The 18,539-nt window shown below is 40.2% G+C and carries 15 protein-coding genes; 8 read left to right on the plus strand and 7 right to left on the minus strand.

Annotated elements, in window-relative coordinates; genetic code table 11:
- From ACXM0J_RS14165 to ACXM0J_RS14175, 3 genes are all read left to right on the plus strand, one after another.
- Positions 1–697, plus strand: a 697-nt coding sequence (locus ACXM0J_RS14165) for an aminotransferase class III-fold pyridoxal phosphate-dependent enzyme (protein WP_304457300.1), incomplete at its 5' end; no start/stop codon positions are given.
- Entirely contained in the window at positions 694–1,788 is a 1,095-nt protein-coding gene (gene astA, locus ACXM0J_RS14170) for an arginine N-succinyltransferase (RefSeq protein ID WP_086264368.1), read from the plus strand. The genes ACXM0J_RS14165 and astA, both read left to right, overlap by 4 nt.
- A 399-nt stretch (positions 1,789–2,187) precedes the next feature.
- Positions 2,188–3,651: an amino acid permease gene (locus ACXM0J_RS14175; RefSeq protein WP_213034366.1), complete on the plus strand. Its 1,464-nt coding sequence runs from the start codon at positions 2,188–2,190 to the stop codon at positions 3,649–3,651.
- A gap of 82 nt (positions 3,652–3,733) precedes the next feature.
- Here ACXM0J_RS14175 and ACXM0J_RS14180 read toward each other — a convergent pair whose 3' ends face one another.
- Entirely contained in the window at positions 3,734–5,194 is a 1,461-nt protein-coding gene (locus tag ACXM0J_RS14180; RefSeq protein WP_086264369.1) for a coniferyl aldehyde dehydrogenase, read from the minus strand.
- Positions 5,195–5,323: 129 nt separating this feature from the next.
- Between ACXM0J_RS14180 and ACXM0J_RS14185 the strand changes: the two genes are divergently transcribed.
- Positions 5,324–6,394, plus strand: coding sequence for an AraC family transcriptional regulator (locus ACXM0J_RS14185; protein WP_086264370.1), 1,071 nt, complete (start codon positions 5,324–5,326; stop codon positions 6,392–6,394).
- A gap of 15 nt (positions 6,395–6,409) precedes the next feature.
- On the opposite strand, the gene ACXM0J_RS14190 is transcribed toward ACXM0J_RS14185, so the two are convergent.
- The 3 genes from ACXM0J_RS14190 to ACXM0J_RS14200 all read right to left on the minus strand — a co-directional run bounded on the left by ACXM0J_RS14190 (position 6,410) and on the right by ACXM0J_RS14200 (position 10,408).
- Positions 6,410–7,306, minus strand: a complete 897-nt coding sequence (locus tag ACXM0J_RS14190; protein WP_262470682.1) for a DMT family transporter — start codon at positions 7,304–7,306, stop codon at positions 6,410–6,412.
- Between the two features lie 125 nt (positions 7,307–7,431).
- A complete protein-coding gene (gene garD, locus ACXM0J_RS14195) occupies positions 7,432–8,979 on the minus strand; it encodes a galactarate dehydratase (protein WP_086264372.1) in 1,548 nt (515 codons plus the stop codon).
- A gap of 70 nt (positions 8,980–9,049) precedes the next feature.
- Complete coding sequence (locus ACXM0J_RS14200; RefSeq protein WP_047480210.1) at positions 9,050–10,408, minus strand: MFS transporter; 1,359 nt, start codon at positions 10,406–10,408, stop codon at positions 9,050–9,052.
- Positions 10,409–10,692: 284 nt separating this feature from the next.
- Here ACXM0J_RS14200 and gudD point away from each other — a divergent pair, with 284 nt between their 5' ends.
- The 4 genes from gudD to ACXM0J_RS14220 all read left to right on the plus strand — a co-directional run bounded on the left by gudD (position 10,693) and on the right by ACXM0J_RS14220 (position 15,672).
- Entirely contained in the window at positions 10,693–12,027 is a 1,335-nt protein-coding gene (gudD, locus tag ACXM0J_RS14205; RefSeq protein WP_086264373.1) for a glucarate dehydratase, read from the plus strand.
- A 162-nt stretch (positions 12,028–12,189) separates the two neighbouring features.
- Positions 12,190–13,101 (plus strand): 5-dehydro-4-deoxyglucarate dehydratase, encoded by a 912-nt coding sequence (gene kdgD, locus ACXM0J_RS14210; RefSeq protein WP_086264374.1) that lies wholly within the window; start codon positions 12,190–12,192, stop codon positions 13,099–13,101.
- A 29-nt stretch (positions 13,102–13,130) separates the two neighbouring features.
- Positions 13,131–14,717 (plus strand): aldehyde dehydrogenase (NADP(+)), encoded by a 1,587-nt coding sequence (locus ACXM0J_RS14215; RefSeq protein ID WP_086264375.1) that lies wholly within the window; start codon positions 13,131–13,133, stop codon positions 14,715–14,717.
- Between the two features lie 241 nt (positions 14,718–14,958).
- The gene (locus tag ACXM0J_RS14220; RefSeq protein ID WP_005042034.1) at positions 14,959–15,672 is read left to right on the plus strand and encodes a FadR/GntR family transcriptional regulator; all 714 of its coding nucleotides are present in this window, start codon (positions 14,959–14,961) and stop codon (positions 15,670–15,672) included.
- A 64-nt stretch (positions 15,673–15,736) separates the two neighbouring features.
- On the opposite strand, the gene ACXM0J_RS14225 is transcribed toward ACXM0J_RS14220, so the two are convergent.
- From ACXM0J_RS14225 to ACXM0J_RS14235, 3 genes are read right to left on the minus strand one after another with little or no spacing between them, the layout of a single operon-like run.
- Complete coding sequence (locus ACXM0J_RS14225; protein WP_086264376.1) at positions 15,737–17,488, minus strand: tannase/feruloyl esterase family alpha/beta hydrolase; 1,752 nt, start codon at positions 17,486–17,488, stop codon at positions 15,737–15,739.
- 33 nt (positions 17,489–17,521) lie between these two features.
- The gene (locus ACXM0J_RS14230) at positions 17,522–17,911 is read right to left on the minus strand and encodes a PaaI family thioesterase (protein WP_086264377.1); all 390 of its coding nucleotides are present in this window, start codon (positions 17,909–17,911) and stop codon (positions 17,522–17,524) included.
- Positions 17,912–17,950: 39 nt separating this feature from the next.
- The gene (locus tag ACXM0J_RS14235; RefSeq protein WP_086264378.1) at positions 17,951–18,487 is read right to left on the minus strand and encodes a DUF3237 domain-containing protein; all 537 of its coding nucleotides are present in this window, start codon (positions 18,485–18,487) and stop codon (positions 17,951–17,953) included.
- Positions 18,488–18,539: the final 52 nt, after the last annotated feature.

An 18,539-nucleotide genomic window follows, 5' to 3' on the forward strand; every position in this document is an offset into this window, starting at 1 on the left:
TATTAATGAGCAAACTTGTGCCGTGATTGTTGAGCCAATCCAAGGTGAAGGCGGCGTTATTCCTGCTGATATTGAATTTTTAAAAGGTTTACGTGCACTGTGTGATGAGTTTGGTGCATTGCTGATTTTTGATGAAGTACAAACTGGTGTTGGCCGTACAGGTGCACTGTATGCCTACATGAACTCTGGTGTTATTCCAGATGTGTTAACGACTGCAAAAGCACTAGGTGGTGGTTTTCCAGTAGGTGCAATGCTAACAACTGATAAATTTGCACCGCATTTTTCTGTTGGTACACATGGTACGACTTATGGGGGTAACCCGTTAGCAAGTGCGGTTGCAGGGGCTGTATTTGAGTTTATTAATACACCTGAAGTGCTGAATGGCGTTAAAGAGCGTCATGACTACTATAAAAAAGCTTTAAATCAATTAAATGAAAAATATGAAGTCTTTAAAACGATTCGCGGTGAAGGCTTATTGATTGGTTGTGCCTTAAAAGATCAATTCGCTGGTAAAGCAAAAGACATTAATAACCTTGCGGGCGAAGAAGGTTTGTTGAGTCTTATTGCGGGTCCGAATGTTGTACGTTTTACGCCATCTTTAATTATTCCATTTGCTGATATTGATGAAGGTATAAAACGCTTTGAACGTGCGCTTGCTCGCTTTGTAGAAATGCAAAAGGATGAACAAGCAGCATGATGATTATTCGTTACATCGAACCTAAAGATGTTAATGACCTTTATCTCTTGGCTCAAAAAGCGGGTTTTGGTTTGACATCTTTGCAGCCAAATATGGAAAAGTTGGCTGCACGTATTGAACGGGCCTGTAAAACCGTAGCAGGTGAACTTCCAAAAGCAGATCAAGTTTACTTATTTGTTTTAGAAGATACTGAACTCAACAAAGTTGTCGGTGTTTGCGGAATTGAAGTTGCACTTGGTTTAAAAGAACCTTGGTATAACTTTCATGTAGGAACCCAAGTTCATGCATCTGAACCCTTAAGTGTTTATAACGCTTTACCTACTTTATATTTGAGTAATGACCATACCAACTGTAGTGAGCTTTGTACTTTATTTTTAGATCCTGACTATCGCTTAAATAAAAATGGCAAATTTTTATCTAAAGTCCGTTTCTTATTTCTCTCAGCATTCCGTCAATATTTTGAAGAAACGATTGTTGCTGAAATGCGTGGATACTCTGATGCAAATGGACAGTCACCATTTTGGAATGCGGTAGGTCATAAGTTTTTTAATATTGAATTTACCAAGGCCGATTATTTAAGTGGAGTTGGGCAAAAGGCTTTTATTGCTGAGCTGATGCCGAGACATCCACTCTATGTCGATATGTTGCCTGATGATGCGAAAGCTGCGATTGGCATTGTTCACCCAAATACTCGACCAGCCTACAACCTCTTGCTTGAAGAGGGACTACGCTATAAAGGCTATGTCGATATTTTTGATGGCGGTGCGACGCTGCAAGCAGATATAGAAAATTTACGGGCAATTAAAGAAAGTCAGTCTGTAGCGGTACAAATTGAACAACCTGAAAATATCGCTGTAGGTGATGAATCTTACATTGTAGCCAATGATGACTATGAAAATTATCGCGCCATTCTTGTGTATAGCAAACCGCACCAAAACATATTGCAGTTAACAAAAGAGCAGGCAAACCAATTGAATGTCGAAAATGGCTCTTTAGTTCGGGTGCTAAGTGTTCAAGTTAAACAAATTTCGAGTCCAGAAGTGGTCAATAAACTCAAAGCGACTGAACATTTTCGAATGGCTGTTAATTAAGCGGAAATTACTACACATTTCACCAAATTTAAGAAGGAATAATATATTATCGCTAGCGCAAGATGGGTATATGGATAAATACAATCTTGCTCGCTGAGCTGGAATTAATTAGCCTGTTTTTCTATATAAAAGGTAAATCAATAAAATATTTAATTAACTTATATATTTTAAATATTTATTGAAAATATATTGAGAAGAGCGGGCTAATATAATAACGAAGGAAAGGAATGATGAATAATTTTTATTGTTATAGGTGATAGCTTTTTAAAAGGAATTTATAAGGTCTTAAGTGATTTAATAATATCTTTAGAATGGTTTAATGGACTAAATTAATAATCATATAATTTATTTATTATTAAAGCATTTACGACGGTTGCTATAAATTGGAGTAAATATTACATGAGTAAGAATAACGGAAAGCAGTTCCTGGAAGGAGATCTTCTTGGTAGTCAACATATGACTGAGCAAGAAGAAGAGAAATTGCAGCGCTCATTAACCAATCGTCATATTCAAATGATCGCAATCGGTGGTGCAATTGGTACTGGATTATTTATGGGTTCTGGGAAAACATTAAGTGTTTCGGGTACTTCAATTGTTTTAACCTATTTAATTATTGGTTTCTTCTTTTTCTTCGTGATGCGGGCAATGGGTGAATTGTTGCTTGCGAATACCAATTTTAAAACCTTCGCCGATTTTGCAACAGCTTATCTCGGTCCATGGGCGGGGTTTTTCCTTGGTTGGTCGTATTGGTGTAACTGGATTATTACTGCGATTGCAGACGTGATTGTGATTGGAGGGTACATGCAGTTTTGGTATCCCGATTTACCCGTTTGGATTCCTGCATTTACATCCTTGGCCATCTTAACCATACTCAACTTTGTGGCCGTTCGGCTTTTTGGTGAACTTGAGTTTTGGTTCTCACTCATCAAAATTACTGCAATTATTCTATTTATTCTGGCTGGTATTTATTTAATTGGGACAGGGTTTACTTCTCCAAATGGGATTAAGGCCTCAATGAGCCATTTGTTTGAAACAGAGTCGATGTTTCCTTATGGTGTAACCGGTTTCTTGGCAGGCTTTCAAATTGCCATCTTTGCGTTTGTGGGTATTGAACTTGTTGGTACAACTGCTGCTGAAACTAAAGACCCGCACACTTCACTTCCGAAAGCAATTAACTCTATACCTTTACGCATTTTATTGTTCTATGTGGGCGCGTTGGTTTGTATTATTGCGGTCACATCTTGGGCAAAAGTTTCACCAGAAAAAAGTCCGTTTGTAGAAATGTTTACCTTGGTTGGATTACCAATTGCGGCAGGTTTAATCAACTTTGTTGTTGCGACTTCGGCTTTATCTTCTGCAAATAGTGGAATCTTTGCGACCAGTCGTATGTTATACGGTCTAGCATTAGATAATGATGCGCCTAAAAGCTTTAGTAAGCTGTCAAAAAGAAAAGTTCCAATTCGCGGACTCGTATTTTCAATGGCGTGCGTAACGGTTGGAACATCTATTTTATTTATTGTGCCTAATGTTATGACCGCATTTACGATTATTTCAGCGCTCACTTCAATTTTATGTATTTTTACGTTTATGTTGATTGTACTTTCATATATTTATTATCGTAAGAAAAGCCCTGAACTACACATCCAATCAAAATATAAAATGCCGGGTGGTTTATTTATGGCATGGATGACTATGTTATTTTTAGTGTTTACTATCGTAATTTTGGCTTTGGACCATGATACTTTAATTGCACTTGAGTGCTCACCAATCTGGTTTATTGGTTTATTTATTGCCTATAAATATAAAAAGAAAAAGATGTTGCAGCTTGATATCTTAAAAGCACAGAAGGTTGATTATATTTAAATAAATTTTAATGATTTTATTAGAAATCTTATTATTTAAAACCCAATAAAAAAGCCTCATTACGAGGCTTTTTTTATATTCTTTATTTAATATTCGGATCGCCTTTTTTCAAGAAAAAGCGAATCGCTAACTTTTGTAAAAATGTTCCATAAGGAGGGTGGAAAAGCTGAGTCGGGAAAAAGCGATGACGAATAAAAACAGTTTTTGCATGTGAAAGTTCACGGAAACCTTCTTCACCATGATATGACCCCATGCCCGAGTTGCCGATACCACCAAAAGGAGCATCATGGTTAACTACATGCCAACCCCAATCGTTGATGGTCACACCGCCCGAATGAGTTTCACGTAAAATACGATCACGTTCTACGGAACTATGCGTAAAGAAATAAAGCGCTAAAGGTCGTTCGTCCGATTTCACATAGGTAATCGCATCATCTAAAGAATCATAAGTCACCACAGGTAAAATAGGGCCAAAGAGTTCTTCTTTCATAATGCGCATATCTGGCGTGCAATTCAGCACAATCTGTACAGGCATCCTGCGACCTTGTTGGTCAAAGCTGTAAGTGTCACAAGGAACAATACGTGCACCTTTTTCTTGTGCATCGGTCAAAATATCTTGAATACGTTTTAAATGACGGTCATTTACAATCGATGTGTAATTTTCATTATTTTCAATGTTTTGACCAAACATTTTTATAAAGCTTGATTTTGCAGTTTCAACAAATTCATCAATACTTTCTTTTGGAACCAACGCATAGTCAGGCGCTACACAGATTTGACCACTATTAGTTGCTTTACCATGGGTAATACGTTTTGCAGCATCGGCAAGTGGATAATTGCGGCTCACAATGGCCGGTGATTTACCACCTAACTCAAGTGTAACAGGTGTTAGATTTTCAGCAGCAGCTCTCATGACGACTTTGCCAATGGTAGGAGAACCTGTAAATACAATATGGTTAAATGGCAAAGTGGTGAATCTAGCTGGATCTGTAATTTCTTCACCAAACACGGCCACTTCATCTTCATTAAAAACTTCGGCAAGCATGCGTCGAAGCATGGCATTAGTATTCGGTGTAATTTCAGGCAGCTTAATCATGACTCGATTGCCCGCAGCCAAAGCGGCAATGAGGGGGCCAAGTGCTAAATAAACGGGAAAGTTCCAAGGCACAATCACACCAACCACACCTTTAGGTTGGTATTGCACACTTAAACGGTTTGATAAAAATAAAAGCTCGGTACGGCGTTTACTTGGGCGCATCCAGCGGCGTAAATGATGAATGGCATGATCGGCTTCCAACACAGAGCCAAGCAAATCTAGTAGTTTAGATTCATCAAATGATCTAGAACTAAAATCGGAATTAATCGCAGCAGCTAAAGCATCTTGATAACGGATAATTTGTTTTTTGAGTTGATGCAGTTTGGTGCGGCGTGCTTCAAGGCTTGGGTAAGGATCTGCCTCAAAATTGGCACGTTGTTTGGAAAAAATAAGTTCCATATGTTCAGTGGCAGAGCCGCTATATTCTTTTAAGGTAGACTGTTCCATTATTATTCCTTCCATACTTTTGCTTATCATACTTTATGCTTGAAGCGTTGTATGGTCGATGTTAAATTGAGACAACAAGAGGTAGTTTAGTGCCATTATGCACGTCACTCTAGGGATGGTGTGAATTAAATGCCTAATAATGTTTATAAAAATACAAATGCGGTTATCGAAGGAAATTATGATAATACATCCTTAGGTGCCAATACATATTTGCTAGGTTTGACCAGTTTATTTGATGAAATGGGTTCGCAAGACCATTCAATATCAAATGTTCTATCTGGCACAAATATTTCACCAGATGCGATGAATCAATCCTCTTTATATATTTCCCAAGTCCAAAAAATTCAGCTATTTCAAAATATTCAAAAGCTATCTCATGATCCCTTGATCGGACTACGCGCAGGGCAAAAGCAGCGGTTGTCAGATTTTGGGGTGTATGGTTATGCGTTATATTCCTCACGTAATTTTAGACAAGCGGTAGAGCTTGGCATTCGACACATTAAGCTTGCAGGGCCTATTTTAAAGAAGTCTTTTTATATTCGAGATGATGTTGCCGTTTTTGAAGGGCAGGACATTATTGCACTTGGTAAGCTTTTGCCTTTAGTGTGTGAGTTTTGGTTTAGCTCAATGCAAACCTTAATTGAACGGGTGCTTGAAGGACCATTTCAAGCCAAGAAGCTTTTGTTGCCCTATCCAGCGCCTGATTATGCAGAAGAATATGAAAAAGTGTTTCGTTGCCCCGTTCAATTTAATGCTGGGGTGATGCAATGGCACTTTGATTTAAAGTGGCTCGATGTACCTTGCCCAAATGCCAACCCGATTACTGCGGACATGTGTAAGTCGTTTTGTGAGCGGATGCTAGGTGCTGCTGAACTTGAAGAACCTGAGCTTGTGAAAACGATTCGTTTAATACTATTGGATGGAACAGGGCTTTTTCCATCGGCTCAAGAAATGGCTGAACGTTTACATATCTCAAAGCGTACCTTACATCGGCGCTTGGCAGGTTTTAGTCTGACTTATCAAGAATTATTAGATGAAACTCGGCGCCGTCTTGCTGATGAATATTTGCGAGAGACGACTTTAACCGTAGATGAAATTGCTGAGAGAATTGGCTTTTCAGATACTTCTAATTTTAGAAAAGCCTATCGCCATTGGACAGGCATTTCACCAAATGAGTATCGAATACAGTACCTAAATTAGATTAAGGTTTGTTTGTTATTTAAATCGAGAGAGTAACTTTTTCTGCAAAAATGGATTACAGAGCAAAATCGCAAATAAAATAATAAATATGCCGATAATGCTGAATAGATCCGGTAATTCATGCCAAAAAACAAATCCCCAAACTCCTGCAAAAATAATAGCAATATAGTTCATTGGGCCAATTTGTCCTGCCGGTGCTAAGCTATAGGCATAAGACATAAATAGTTGGCTTATATTTGCTAAAAGTCCTGCGGCAATGAGTAGTGCTAGTTCATGCCAAGTGAAAATACGCCAATGCCAAAACATTGGAATAGAGGAAATTAAACTACCAAAAACACAGAAGTAAAAAACAATACGTTCAGGTGGTTCTGTACTGGTTAAAGCTCTTACAGTCACAAAGGCCATTGCTGATAAAAAGCATGCACCCAAGCCAATAAAAGATAATGCGTTAAATAGACCTTGGTCAGGTTTAGCGACAAATAAAACCCCAATGAGCCCAATCACAGCGGCAAAAATCATCGATTTGGTAATTTTTTCTTTTAAGAAAAGCCATGCAATCAGTGGAATAAAGATAGGAGATGAATAACTAAAAACCATGGCGTTCGATAGTTTTAAGTTCGCAATGGCATAGAAAAAACCATACATGGCGGCTAGCCCGACGATACTTCGCCAAGTATGCATCCAGAGTTTATCGGTTTTAATAAAGTCTAAACCCTGTTTAAAGAGCATCGGAATAAAAATAAATAAACCCACTGCATTTCTAAAAAAAACGACAGTCGCATTGTCCACCGTTTGTGAAGCAAAACGAATGCACACTCCCATAATGGAAAATAATAATGCCGATGTCATAAGACAAAGCAGTGCTTTTCCAAGTTGTGTAGAGGGGAGATTTGAAGCAGTCTGATTTTGCATAGAGAAATAGAGTTCTTAATTTTCGATGTTATTTTAGCAGCGCTGTTAAGTTTTAGTGAAATGTGTCGTAATTAATATGGGAAATAAGAAAGATGAGGTGATATAACCTCATCTTATAAACCTTATTAGGTCACGGGTGCTGGGTTAAATACAGCGAGTGAGTTATGAATACCCCAATGGTCTGACCACGTTTGCTGCTCACCACTAGCCACGCGTAAAATCATTTCAAAAAGCTCCCAGCCCACGTCTTCAATGGTTTTCTTCCCAATAGCTATATCGCCGGCACTGATATCAATCAGGTCATACCAACGGTTTGCAATATTATTTCGGCTTGCCATTTTAATGACAGGTACGGCTGCCAACCCATAGGGTGTACCGCGGCCTGTGGTAAAGACTTGGACCGTAATTCCAGATGCCATTTGCTGCGTACCACAGATAAAGTCACTTGATGGCGTTGCTGCAAAAATTAATCCTTTTTTAGTCGGTCTTTGACCCGGTGCGAGAACTTCTACAATCGGTGAGCGGCCCGATTTGGCGATCGATCCCATCGCTTTTTCTACAATGTTATTTAGTCCACCTTTTTTATTACCCGGTGTGGTATTGGCACTTCGGTCTACTTGGCCTGCTGCTAAGTAGTCATCGTACCATTTCATTTCTCGAATTAGATCTTTGGCAACTTGTTCATTTACTGCGCGTGGAGTAAGTAGGTGAATGCCATCGCGGACTTCTGTAACTTCCGAAAACATGACGGTGCCGCCACATTGCACAATTAGGTCAGCTGCGAAACCAACGGCAGGGTTAGAGGTGACTCCCGAAAATGCATCACTCCCACCACATTGCATGCCTACAACTAAATTAGAAGCTGGAACTTTTTCTCGAGTACGTTGATTAAGCTTTTCAAGGTGTTGTTCTGCCACGGTTAAAATATGGTTCACCATACTTTCAAAACCGTTGTGGCGTTCATCTTGCAACTGAATAATATCTTCGTTTGCTAGGGGAATATATTTGTTTTCTTTGGGAATATTTAAAAGTCGTTCGGGTTGCATTTTTTCGCAGCCCAGACTTATAACCATAATTTCTCCACCAAAATTAGGGTTGAGTGCAAGGTTATGTATGGTACGAATAGGAACAATTGCAGCGGGTGCATCAATTGCTACACCACAACCATATAAATGGTTTAATCCAACTACTCCATCTACATTTGGATATTTAGGAAGTAAATCGCGCTCAATAATTTTAACGACATAATCGACAATACCCTCTACACAGTTAACACTGGTCGTAATACCTAAAATATTCTTTGTGCCGACGCTACCATCCTTATTTTTATAACCTTTAAATGTATATCCGCTCAAGGCTGGAAGGTTTGGATCAGGACGAGTTGCTAACTCAAGATCATCTAGCTCAGGTGCCTCAGGCATTTGGGTAACGGCTTCATTTACCCATGAACCCGCGGGTAAATCTTTATTGGCATAGCCAATAATTTCCCCATAACGAACAATTGCTTCACCTTGCTTTAATGACTTTAATAAAACTTTATGTCCCTGTGGTACATGATCAACCAAGATGAGTTGGTATTCTTCAATATGTGTAGGAGGTGGTAAACCGCCGTCATTCACTACAATAGCTACATTATCGAGAGGACTAATTTTTATGAGGAGAGGCTTCAGCATGATCGTTCCTTGTATACATTTGAAGAGAGGTCATAACGCTTAAGTTAGTTAAGCGTTATGACTTAAAGTTCTAAGAGGTAGGTTTTAATTCGAAGCGCTGAATTTTGCCGACAATAACGGTATAGCAAATGACAGCTGCGATGGCATGTACACCGACATAAGTTAATGCAAGGTTGAAAGAGCCTGTACTTGCCAAGATATAGCCGATCACAATTGGGGTCACGATTCCTGCCGTATTACCAAATGCATTCATCATTCCACCTGATAAACCAACCATTTCTTTTGGTGCAACGTCAGACATCACTGCCCAGCCTAAAGAGCCGATTCCTTTACCGAAAAATGATAAGGACATAAAGAATACGATTGCTGCTTGAGAATCGACGTAATTACACATAATGATTGAGGTTGAAACCAAGAAGCCGACTACGATAGGGAGCTTTCTTGAAAAGCTTAAGCTGTAATTCATTCGAATTAACTTATCTGAAATTAAGCCACCTAAAATTCCGCCTACAAAGCCACAGAGTGCTGGTGCAACCGCCGCAAAACCCGCTTCTAAAATGCTGAGATGTCTTTCTTTGACAAGGTAAACAGGGAACCAAGTCAAGAAAAAATAGGTCAGTGTATTTACACAATATTGGCCAATAAAAATACCGAGCATCATACGTGAAGCAAGAAGTTGTTTAACTTTACTCCAAGTAATTTTCTCTTTTTTAGCGTTTTGGCTGTTTTCGCCCATATCGAGTAAAGCACCTTCTGAAGCAATGTATTTGACCTCTTCAGGATTTACTGTTGGATGATTCGTCGGGCTATAAATGACCTTGAGCCAGATAAAGGAAAGAATGATTCCTAAACCACCCATGACCCAGAAAATAGACTGCCAGTGGACGGTTGCAACAAGCCAGCCCATGAGGGGAGCGAAAAGTACGGTCGAGAAGTAAGAGGATGAGTTGAAAATGGCAGCTGCAGTACCACGTTCTTTGGTTGGAAACCATGCAGCAGCAATTTTACTGTTACCCGGAAAAGCAGGTGACTCAGACAAACCGACTAAAAATCTGAGTATAAAGAGTGAAGTAATAATGGTCGCAGTATCACCTAAAATGTCGGTAAAACCGATTAAAACAGTGAACAAAGACCACAAAAACAGACTCCAGAAATATACACGGCGAGCACCAAACTTATCGAGTAGCCAACCACCTGGAATTTGACCAATCACATAGGCCCATGCAAAGGCCGAGAAAATATAACCCATGGTGACTGAGTCGATTCCCAGCTCATGAGACATTGGCGTTGCAGCCATTGAAAGGGTTGCACGATCACCGTAATTAAAAGCCGTGACCAAAAAAATCATCGCAAGAATGTAGTAGCGAGTTTTTGTATGTTTGGCTCTTTGCTGAGTCACTACAGCAATATTTGTTTGCAGATTATCCATATACAAACTCTTTTAATAATCGACCTATTTGCATATCCGTGAAATAGGTGACGTCATGTCAAATTCATCGATAGAATAGATGAGAAAACGGAATTTTGTATCTACTCTATAGTCCTAGTTCTAAAACCGCGTCTTTAGATGTATGACATCATATGATTAAAAATATTATTTTGACAAGTAGGCTCAAAAAATAATTTTCATCTGGATTTATATTGACAAGTTGTCTGATGTCTTATAAGTTTTGGTAATGAAAAAATAGTATCAGAATGCCAAGGAGTATTTTAATGGCGACCTCTACACCTATCGTTAAATCAATTCGAGCAATTCCTGTTGCTGGACATGACAGCATGCTGCTCAATTTGAGTGGTGCTCATGGACCTTATTTCACTCGTAACATACTCATTATCGAAGATAACTCTGGAAATATTGGTGTAGGTGAAATTCCAGGCGGAGAGAAAATTTTAGCGACATTAAATGATGCTAAAGCCTTGGTAGAAGGGCAACCAATTGGCGAATATAAAAATCTACTTAAAAAAATTCAGCAAACTTTTGCTGATCGTGACAGTAGTGGCCGAGGTAATCAAACCTTTGATTTACGTACAACCATTCACGTTGTAACAGCCTATGAGTCAGCATTGCTTGATTTACTTGGTAAGCATTTAAATGTAAATGTTGCAAGTTTACTTGGTGAAGGGCAACAACGCAGTGAAGTTGAAGTATTAGGGTATTTATTCTTTATTGGTGACCGCAAACAGACTTCATTAGACTATGCGACTACACCTCAACATAACCATGATTGGTATAAAGTCCGTCATGAAAAAGCGTTAACACCTGAGGCTGTGCAGCGTTTAGCAGAAGCTTCTTATGACCGTTATGGTTTTAAAGACTTTAAATTAAAAGGTGGTGTATTACAGGGCGAACAAGAAGCCGAAGCTGTTACAGCTATCGCGCGCCGTTTTCCAGAAGCACGTGTGACGCTTGACCCAAACGGAGCATGGTTTTTAGATGAAGCAATTGCTTTGGGTAAACATCTTAAAGGCGTGTTGGCCTATGCAGAAGACCCGTGCGGTGCAGAACAAGGTTATTCAAGCCGTGAAATTATGGCTGAGTTTAAGCGAGCAACGGGGTTACCGACCGCCACGAATATGGTTGCTACTGACTGGCGGGAAATGTCGCATAGTATTCAATTGCAATCTGTTGATATTCCTTTAGCTGACCCGCATTTCTGGACGTTGGAAGGTTCGGTGCGTGTTTCTCAGTTATGTAAAATGTATAACTTAACGTGGGGATCGCATTCAAATAATCACTTTGATATTTCCCTTGCCATGTTTACTCATGTTGCAGCCGCTGCAGTAGGTAAGGTAACGGCAATTGATACGCACTGGATTTGGCAAGAAGGTACAGATCAACTGACTAAAGCACCGCTTGAAATTAAAGACGGTAAAATTCAGGTACCAACAGCACCGGGACTTGGTGTCGAACTTGATTGGGACCGAATTAATCAAGCCCATGAACTTTATAAATTAAAAGGTTTAGGAGCTCGTAATGATGCGGATGCGATGCAATTTCTAATTCCTAATTGGACTTTTAATAATAAAAAGCCATGTTTGGTTCGTTAATCTGACTCGATTTGTATTTAAATATTGAATTGATAGCTGTCCTTTGGGGCAGCTTTTTTATTGCTATAAAAAAATTAATTTTAAAAAGAAAAAAGATATTGATTAAAATAAAATTTATGATGTAAGATGTCTGACAACATAAACATGTATGGATATTTTCTAATGGATGCTCTTGAGTTAAAAAACATTGTTTCTGATGGCCTTCTTTCTTTTCCGGTTACTGACTTTGACCAAAATGGGGACTTTAATAAATCTTCTTATGCAAAACGTCTTGAATGGTTAGCACCTTATGGTGCAAGTGCATTATTTGCTGCGGGTGGTACAGGCGAGTTTTTTTCGTTAACTGGCAATGAATATTCTGAAGTAATTAAAACAGCGGTCGATACTTGTAAAGGTAGTGTACCGATTATTGCCGGGGCAGGTGGCCCGACACGTCAGGCGATTGCTCAAGCACAAGAAGCGGAACGTTTAGGGGCACACGGTATTTTGTTAATGCCGCATTACCTAACTGAAGCAAGCCAAGAAGGTTTAATTGAACACGTTAAGCAAGTATGTAACTCAGTAGACTTTGGCGTAATTTTTTATAACCGTAGCGTTTCAAGATTAAATCTCGATTCAATCCAAAAGTTAACTGAGATGTGCCCGAACTTAATCGGTTTTAAAGACAGCTCCGGTCAAATCGATATGATGACGGCCGTGACTCAGACTATGGGTGATCGGTTGTCGTATTTAGGTGGTTTACCAACAGCAGAAGTTTTTGCAGCGCCTTATAAAGCTTTAGGTTGCCCAGTTTACTCGTCAGCTGTGTTTAACTTTATTCCAAAGACTGCTATGGAGTTTTATAACGCACTTCGCAGTGATGACTTTGAAACAACCAATCGTTTGATTAAAGATTTCTTCTTGCCATTGATTAAAATTCGCGACCGTAAATCAGGTTATGCGGTAAGCATGATTAAAGCAGGTGTCAAAATTGTTGGCCACGATGCTGGTCCTGTGCGTCCACCATTAAGTGATTTAACTCAAGCAGACTATGAAGATTTGGCCGCGCTTATTGCGACACTCGGTCCGCAATAATTTAACTGTTTAGGTAGTGGAGCTTTAAAATGAGTAAAAATAACGGTCGGCAGTTTATTAATGGCCAACGCGTTGCTGCAAATGCACCAGCTTTAGAAAGTATAGGTGCAAAAGACTATCAGCCAACAGGTTATGTATTTAGTCAGGCAACACTTGAAGAAGTGGATCAAGCTGCTCAAGCTGCGCATAACGCTTTTTTAGTTTATAGCCAAACGACTCAAGAACAACGTGCATCTTTTCTTGAAGAGATTGCTTGCCAAATTGAAGCATTGGGTGCCAACTTGCAGGAGGTCGCTTCACTTGAAACAGGTTTGCCACTTGCTCGTCTTCAAGGTGAAACAGGTCGGGTTACTGGTCAGCTAAGACTATTTGCTGAACTTTTACGCCGTGGCGATTTTTATGGTGCCCGTATTGATGTGGCATTGCCAGAACGTAAGCCTTTACCGCGTGTCGATCTACGTCAGTATAAAGTTGGGGTAGGACCGATTGCTGTATTTGGCGCGAGTAATTTCCCACTTGCATTTTCAACTGCAGGCGGTGATACCGTAGCTGCTTTAGCAGCAGGATGTCCGGTTGTCTTTAAAGCACATTCTGGCCATATGGCGACTGCTGAGCTTGTTGCAGAAGCCATTGAAAAAGCAATCGAAGTTTGCGATATGCCTAAAGGCACATTCAATATGATTTTTGGTGGCCGTATTGGCGCAAACTTGGTAGAACATCCACTGATTCAGGCAGCTGGTTTTACGGGTTCTCTTGAAGGCGGAATGGCGCTTTATAACCTTGCGCAGAGCCGTCCTCAGCCAATTCCATTCTTTGCTGAAATGTCGAGTGTGAACCCAGTAGTGGTTTTATCTGAAGCGCTGAGTTCTCGTGGTGAACAAATTGCTCAGGATACGGTTGCTTCATTCAATATGGGATGTGGTCAGTTCTGTACAAAACCAGGGTTAATTTTAGGCGTACAAGGTCCTGAATTTGAGAGTTTCGTAGCAGCTTTAGCTGAAAGCACGCAAAAAGCTGTGCCTCAGGTTATGTTGAATGAAGGTACTTTAAAAAGTTACCGTCAAGGTATTGATGCTCTAAACAGCGAAGCTGGTTTTGAAGTTATTGCGACAGGTCAAGAGGCCGAGCTAGTTTCTCAAGCAAAAGCACATCTATTTAAAGCGGACCAATCTGTTTTACTGTCAGGCAACCCAAAACTACAACATGAAGTTTTCGGGCCAATGTCGATTGTGATTGGCGTAGAGGATGAAGCGACTTTATTAAAAGGAATAGAAGCTTTAGGTGGACAGCTCACGGCAACGATTATTGGTGATGAAAATGAGTTGTCCGAAGCAGGCGAACTTCTTCATTTGCTAACTGGTAAAGCTGGCCGTGTATTGTTTAACGGTTTCCCGACAGGAGTTGAAGTGTCTGATGCCATGGTGCATGGTGGCCCTTTCCCTGCAACCAGTGATGCACGCGGAACTTCGGTAGGTACGGGAGCAATTGAGCGCTTCTTGCGTCCGGTATGTTTCCAAAATACACCACAAGTTTTATTACCCGATGCATTAAAAGATAATAATCCACTACAGATTACTCGTCTGGTCAATGGGCAGTTAAGTCAGGCTCAACTTTAAAAGTTGTGCAGCTCAATCAACGCTATTGAGCTGCATATTTTTTAACTTATTCAACGCATTATTAAATATCAACAGAAGTACAAGTTGCTTACTTTTTAAATATATGTGAGAGCTTGATAAGGGAGATAAAATATTTTGATTTTAATAACTTAGAGGTATAAAAACCGAATATGACTATCGTCTAAGTTTATAGTAAAATGAATTTTCTAATTTTTTCAACATTTCATGAGTTCTTCAGATTATGTCTAGTGCAATTAAACCTAGATCAACAAAAAAACTAAGCCAGATTATTGTAGAACAACTGATCGAAAAAATTCAGTCTGGAGATTTCCAAGTCGGAGAGAAAATTCCGACCGAACTTGAATTAATTGAAACTTTTGAAGTAAGCCGTTCCGTTATTCGTGAAGCAATTACTGAATTGCGTTCTTTAGGGTTTGTCGAAACTCGTCACGGGATTGGTACTTTTGTAAAAGAGCAAACTGTTGAACAGAATTTTTTGCTGTCTAATGCCAGTTTAGAAACTATTAACGATATTGTTTCTTTACTTGAGCTTCGAATTAGCCTTGAGTCTGAAGCTGTTTTTTTAGCCTCTGAGCGCCGTAAGCAAATCCATATTGATAAAATGAAAGCTGCGCTTGAAGACTTTGAACGCCATATTTCATCAGATGCAAATGATGGCACGGTAAAAGCTGATTATGATTTCCATATTGCCATTGCTGAAGCTTCTGAAAACCAATATTTCGTTGATTTTCTAAAGTATCTCGGTGAAAAAATTATACCGCGTGCACGCTTAAAATCTATTGAGCAAAGCCCAGAAAACCGCGAAGAATATTTAAAAGCGGTTCATCATGATCATGTCAATATTTATAACGCAATTGTCGATCAGGACGGTTTATTGGCCCGACAAATGATGCGAGCTCATTTGTCTAAAAGTATTAAAAAGTTTAAGCAGTAAAGCTTGAGCTAAGACTAAGATAAAAAAGAGAGCTTATTTAAGCTCTCTTTTAATTTTTAGGGTGCTATTTACAGCTAAAGTTTTCAGCTTTTTCGCTATTACCTTGACCATTGTAACGGGCAATCAGTGGGTAAGGACAAAGTGGACGGGTGCGGTCTGGCGCCCAGTCTTGTGGAAGCTCAGTATTGATTTGACCACTTGGGTTACCTGCGCCGCGTGCGGTTGCAATGATTTTGTCAGGTGCTTGCCCATATTCGACCCAGTTGACTAAGGCAGTCAATGCATCGAATTGGTCGGTTGCAATGCCATCGCGGGTATGGTTCATACCTGGAACTCTAAAGAAACGTGCGAATTCAGGTGCTGTACTTTTTGCATCATTTTTATAGTGTTGTAGCAGTTGATCGTACCAATTTTGAGTGTCATCTACAGAGAAGACGCCGTCTGCTGTGCCTTGTACCACAATCATTTTTCCACCGTGATTACGGAGTTTATCTAGATTCAATTCATCAGGTGGTATCATGAATGACATCGAACTTTCGGTATACACATCATTGGTTGCCGATAGTTTTGGATAATCGGTATCGAAGTTAAAATTAAAGGCAAATTGTCTAGAATTTTGAGTCACAGTTGGGTCTGGTGGGACTTGAAAAAGAATGCCGACTGCAACTGGGTCACGCGCTGTTCCGACCGAAGATTCGAATTTCCAGCTTGCCCAGTTACTGCCGACTAAACCGGGGTCGAAAGGCTGAGTTGCATAGAGCGCTTGTCCAGTAGAGTTTACAGGGCCACGGTAAATGTTGGCTAATACATCAATTTGTTCGGTGCTTAAACAAGTACCATCTCTTGTGCTTGAGCAAACGGGTACATCTTTGTGAATATCAAAAGCTGTACGGCAAGCCTCGACATCTTGAACCAAGCCATCTGCAACACCGTCTAGAGCATCGCATCGATCTAAAATCGCTTTTGCTAAAACTTTACGCTCTGGAAGAGTAAGAGCGGTACTTAAGTCATTTTCATCTATTGCGACACGACGAAGCTGTTGAGCTGTGTAGAGTTGAGCCGCGGCTGCACGAGGTAGGTGAAAACCCGGTGTGCTTGCCAAAATTCCATCATATTGATCACCCAAACGAGTTGCGGCAATCATGGCATGACGCCCACCGTTCGATGTACCGCCTGCATAGGAACGGTCTGGCAATTTACCATATGCGGCTTTAATTAGGTTTTTTGCCATAGGTGTGAGTTTGGTAATCGCACCGTAGCCGTAGTTAATTCTGGCTTGAGGGTCTAAACCAAACATTGGATTTTGTGAAGCATTATGTCCTGCATCGGAAGAAATAACAGCAAAACCATTATGCAGGGCATTGGTCAGTGGACCACCGCTACCGACCTGACCCGTTGCAGGTACTAAATTACCATCGGTTCCACCATTGCCTTGATAGAGAAAACGGCCGTTCCAGTCTATCGGTAAGCGCATTTCAAAACCAATTTGATAAGTTTGTCCATCCACAGGGCTTACACGTTGATCCATATAACCTTTAACCAAACAATGAGCGCCAATCGGTTTATTGGCGACAGTTAATGTGCCTGCCTCTTGAAGAGTGGAGGAGCTAATGACCGTATTGTTGTATTGAAATCCGAGTAAGTCCGTACAGCTTCCTGTCATTTTTACGCCTACAGCAGGAGATAACTGCGGTGGTTTGTTTGTAGAAGGAACCGATGTGTCATCATTATCACTTTCACAGCCTGCCAAGGCACCAAGCATGGCAAGCACTAAAGCGGAGTGAGTCAAAATTCGCTTATTGTTGGTGTAATTCATTTATTCATATCCTTATTGAATGAATGGTTGTAATTAATCTAAAACCAGAAAATTAGCAGTGCTTCGTGCAATCATTTTGTTGTTTTGCCAAGCTTCACTTTCGAGATTCAGTACAGTTTTGCCTTGTTTAATGAATCGGCATTTCGTAATGACTTCTCCCACAACACAGGGCCTCAAAAAATCCATAGTTAAGTTGATAGTGGTAGCGGGTTTATGGTCATTGGCGAGAAAGGCAAAAAGTCCCATCACATCGTCAAGCATGGCGCAGATCATGCCGCCTTCAACGGTGCCGCGTGGATTGGTAAAGCTTTCTAGGGCTGTGTAATGGATGGTAAGTTCAGTGTTTTGGTCATTCCAATGGATATTATGTCCACCCAAATGGTGATGGATGGGCGGTAAGTGTTCTAAAGTTTTTTGATCCATAATGAAGGGTCCATCCTTTTGTAAGTGTTATAAAAATTATTATTTCAGGGTATAGGCATCATAAATAACCGCTTTGCCCAAACGCATTGCACTACCTACCGCAACGGTCTGGTTAAGCCATGAGTATTTAGGTGAGCTGGTTTCAAACTGCATGGTTATTTTGAAATAGTAATTTTTCGGGTCGACATCTTTGCCTTGGGCAAGCTGTTTTAGTGTTTCTTCCGAGCCATGGCGGTAACCTTTGGTTTGAAGATAAATAAGCGCACCGTCATCGGTTTCTAACAAATATCGCGTATCAATAATGGCTAGTCCTTTACTGTCGACAATTTGCCAATCTGCACCATTATTTAGAATGCGGCCTTTAAGTGATTTGCCTTCAAATGTCCCACCTGTAATGGGAATAATTCGGCGTTTACCTGCATCACTGGTGGTGCCTAACTCCCAAACAGGCGCATTTAGATCAACACTAAATTTTGCTAAAGGCTCAAGCTTAATAGGTGGAGGGCTATATTGCGTTTCGGCATGCGTCAGGCCAATGAGACAAATTCCGCAGAGTAGCGTTACAACTTTCTTCATGATGAATTTCCCGAAATAAAAAGAGGTTCTATGTGTGACAGAACCTCTTGTT

The organism is Acinetobacter sp. GRABPA_MV_2, assembly GCF_056725885.1.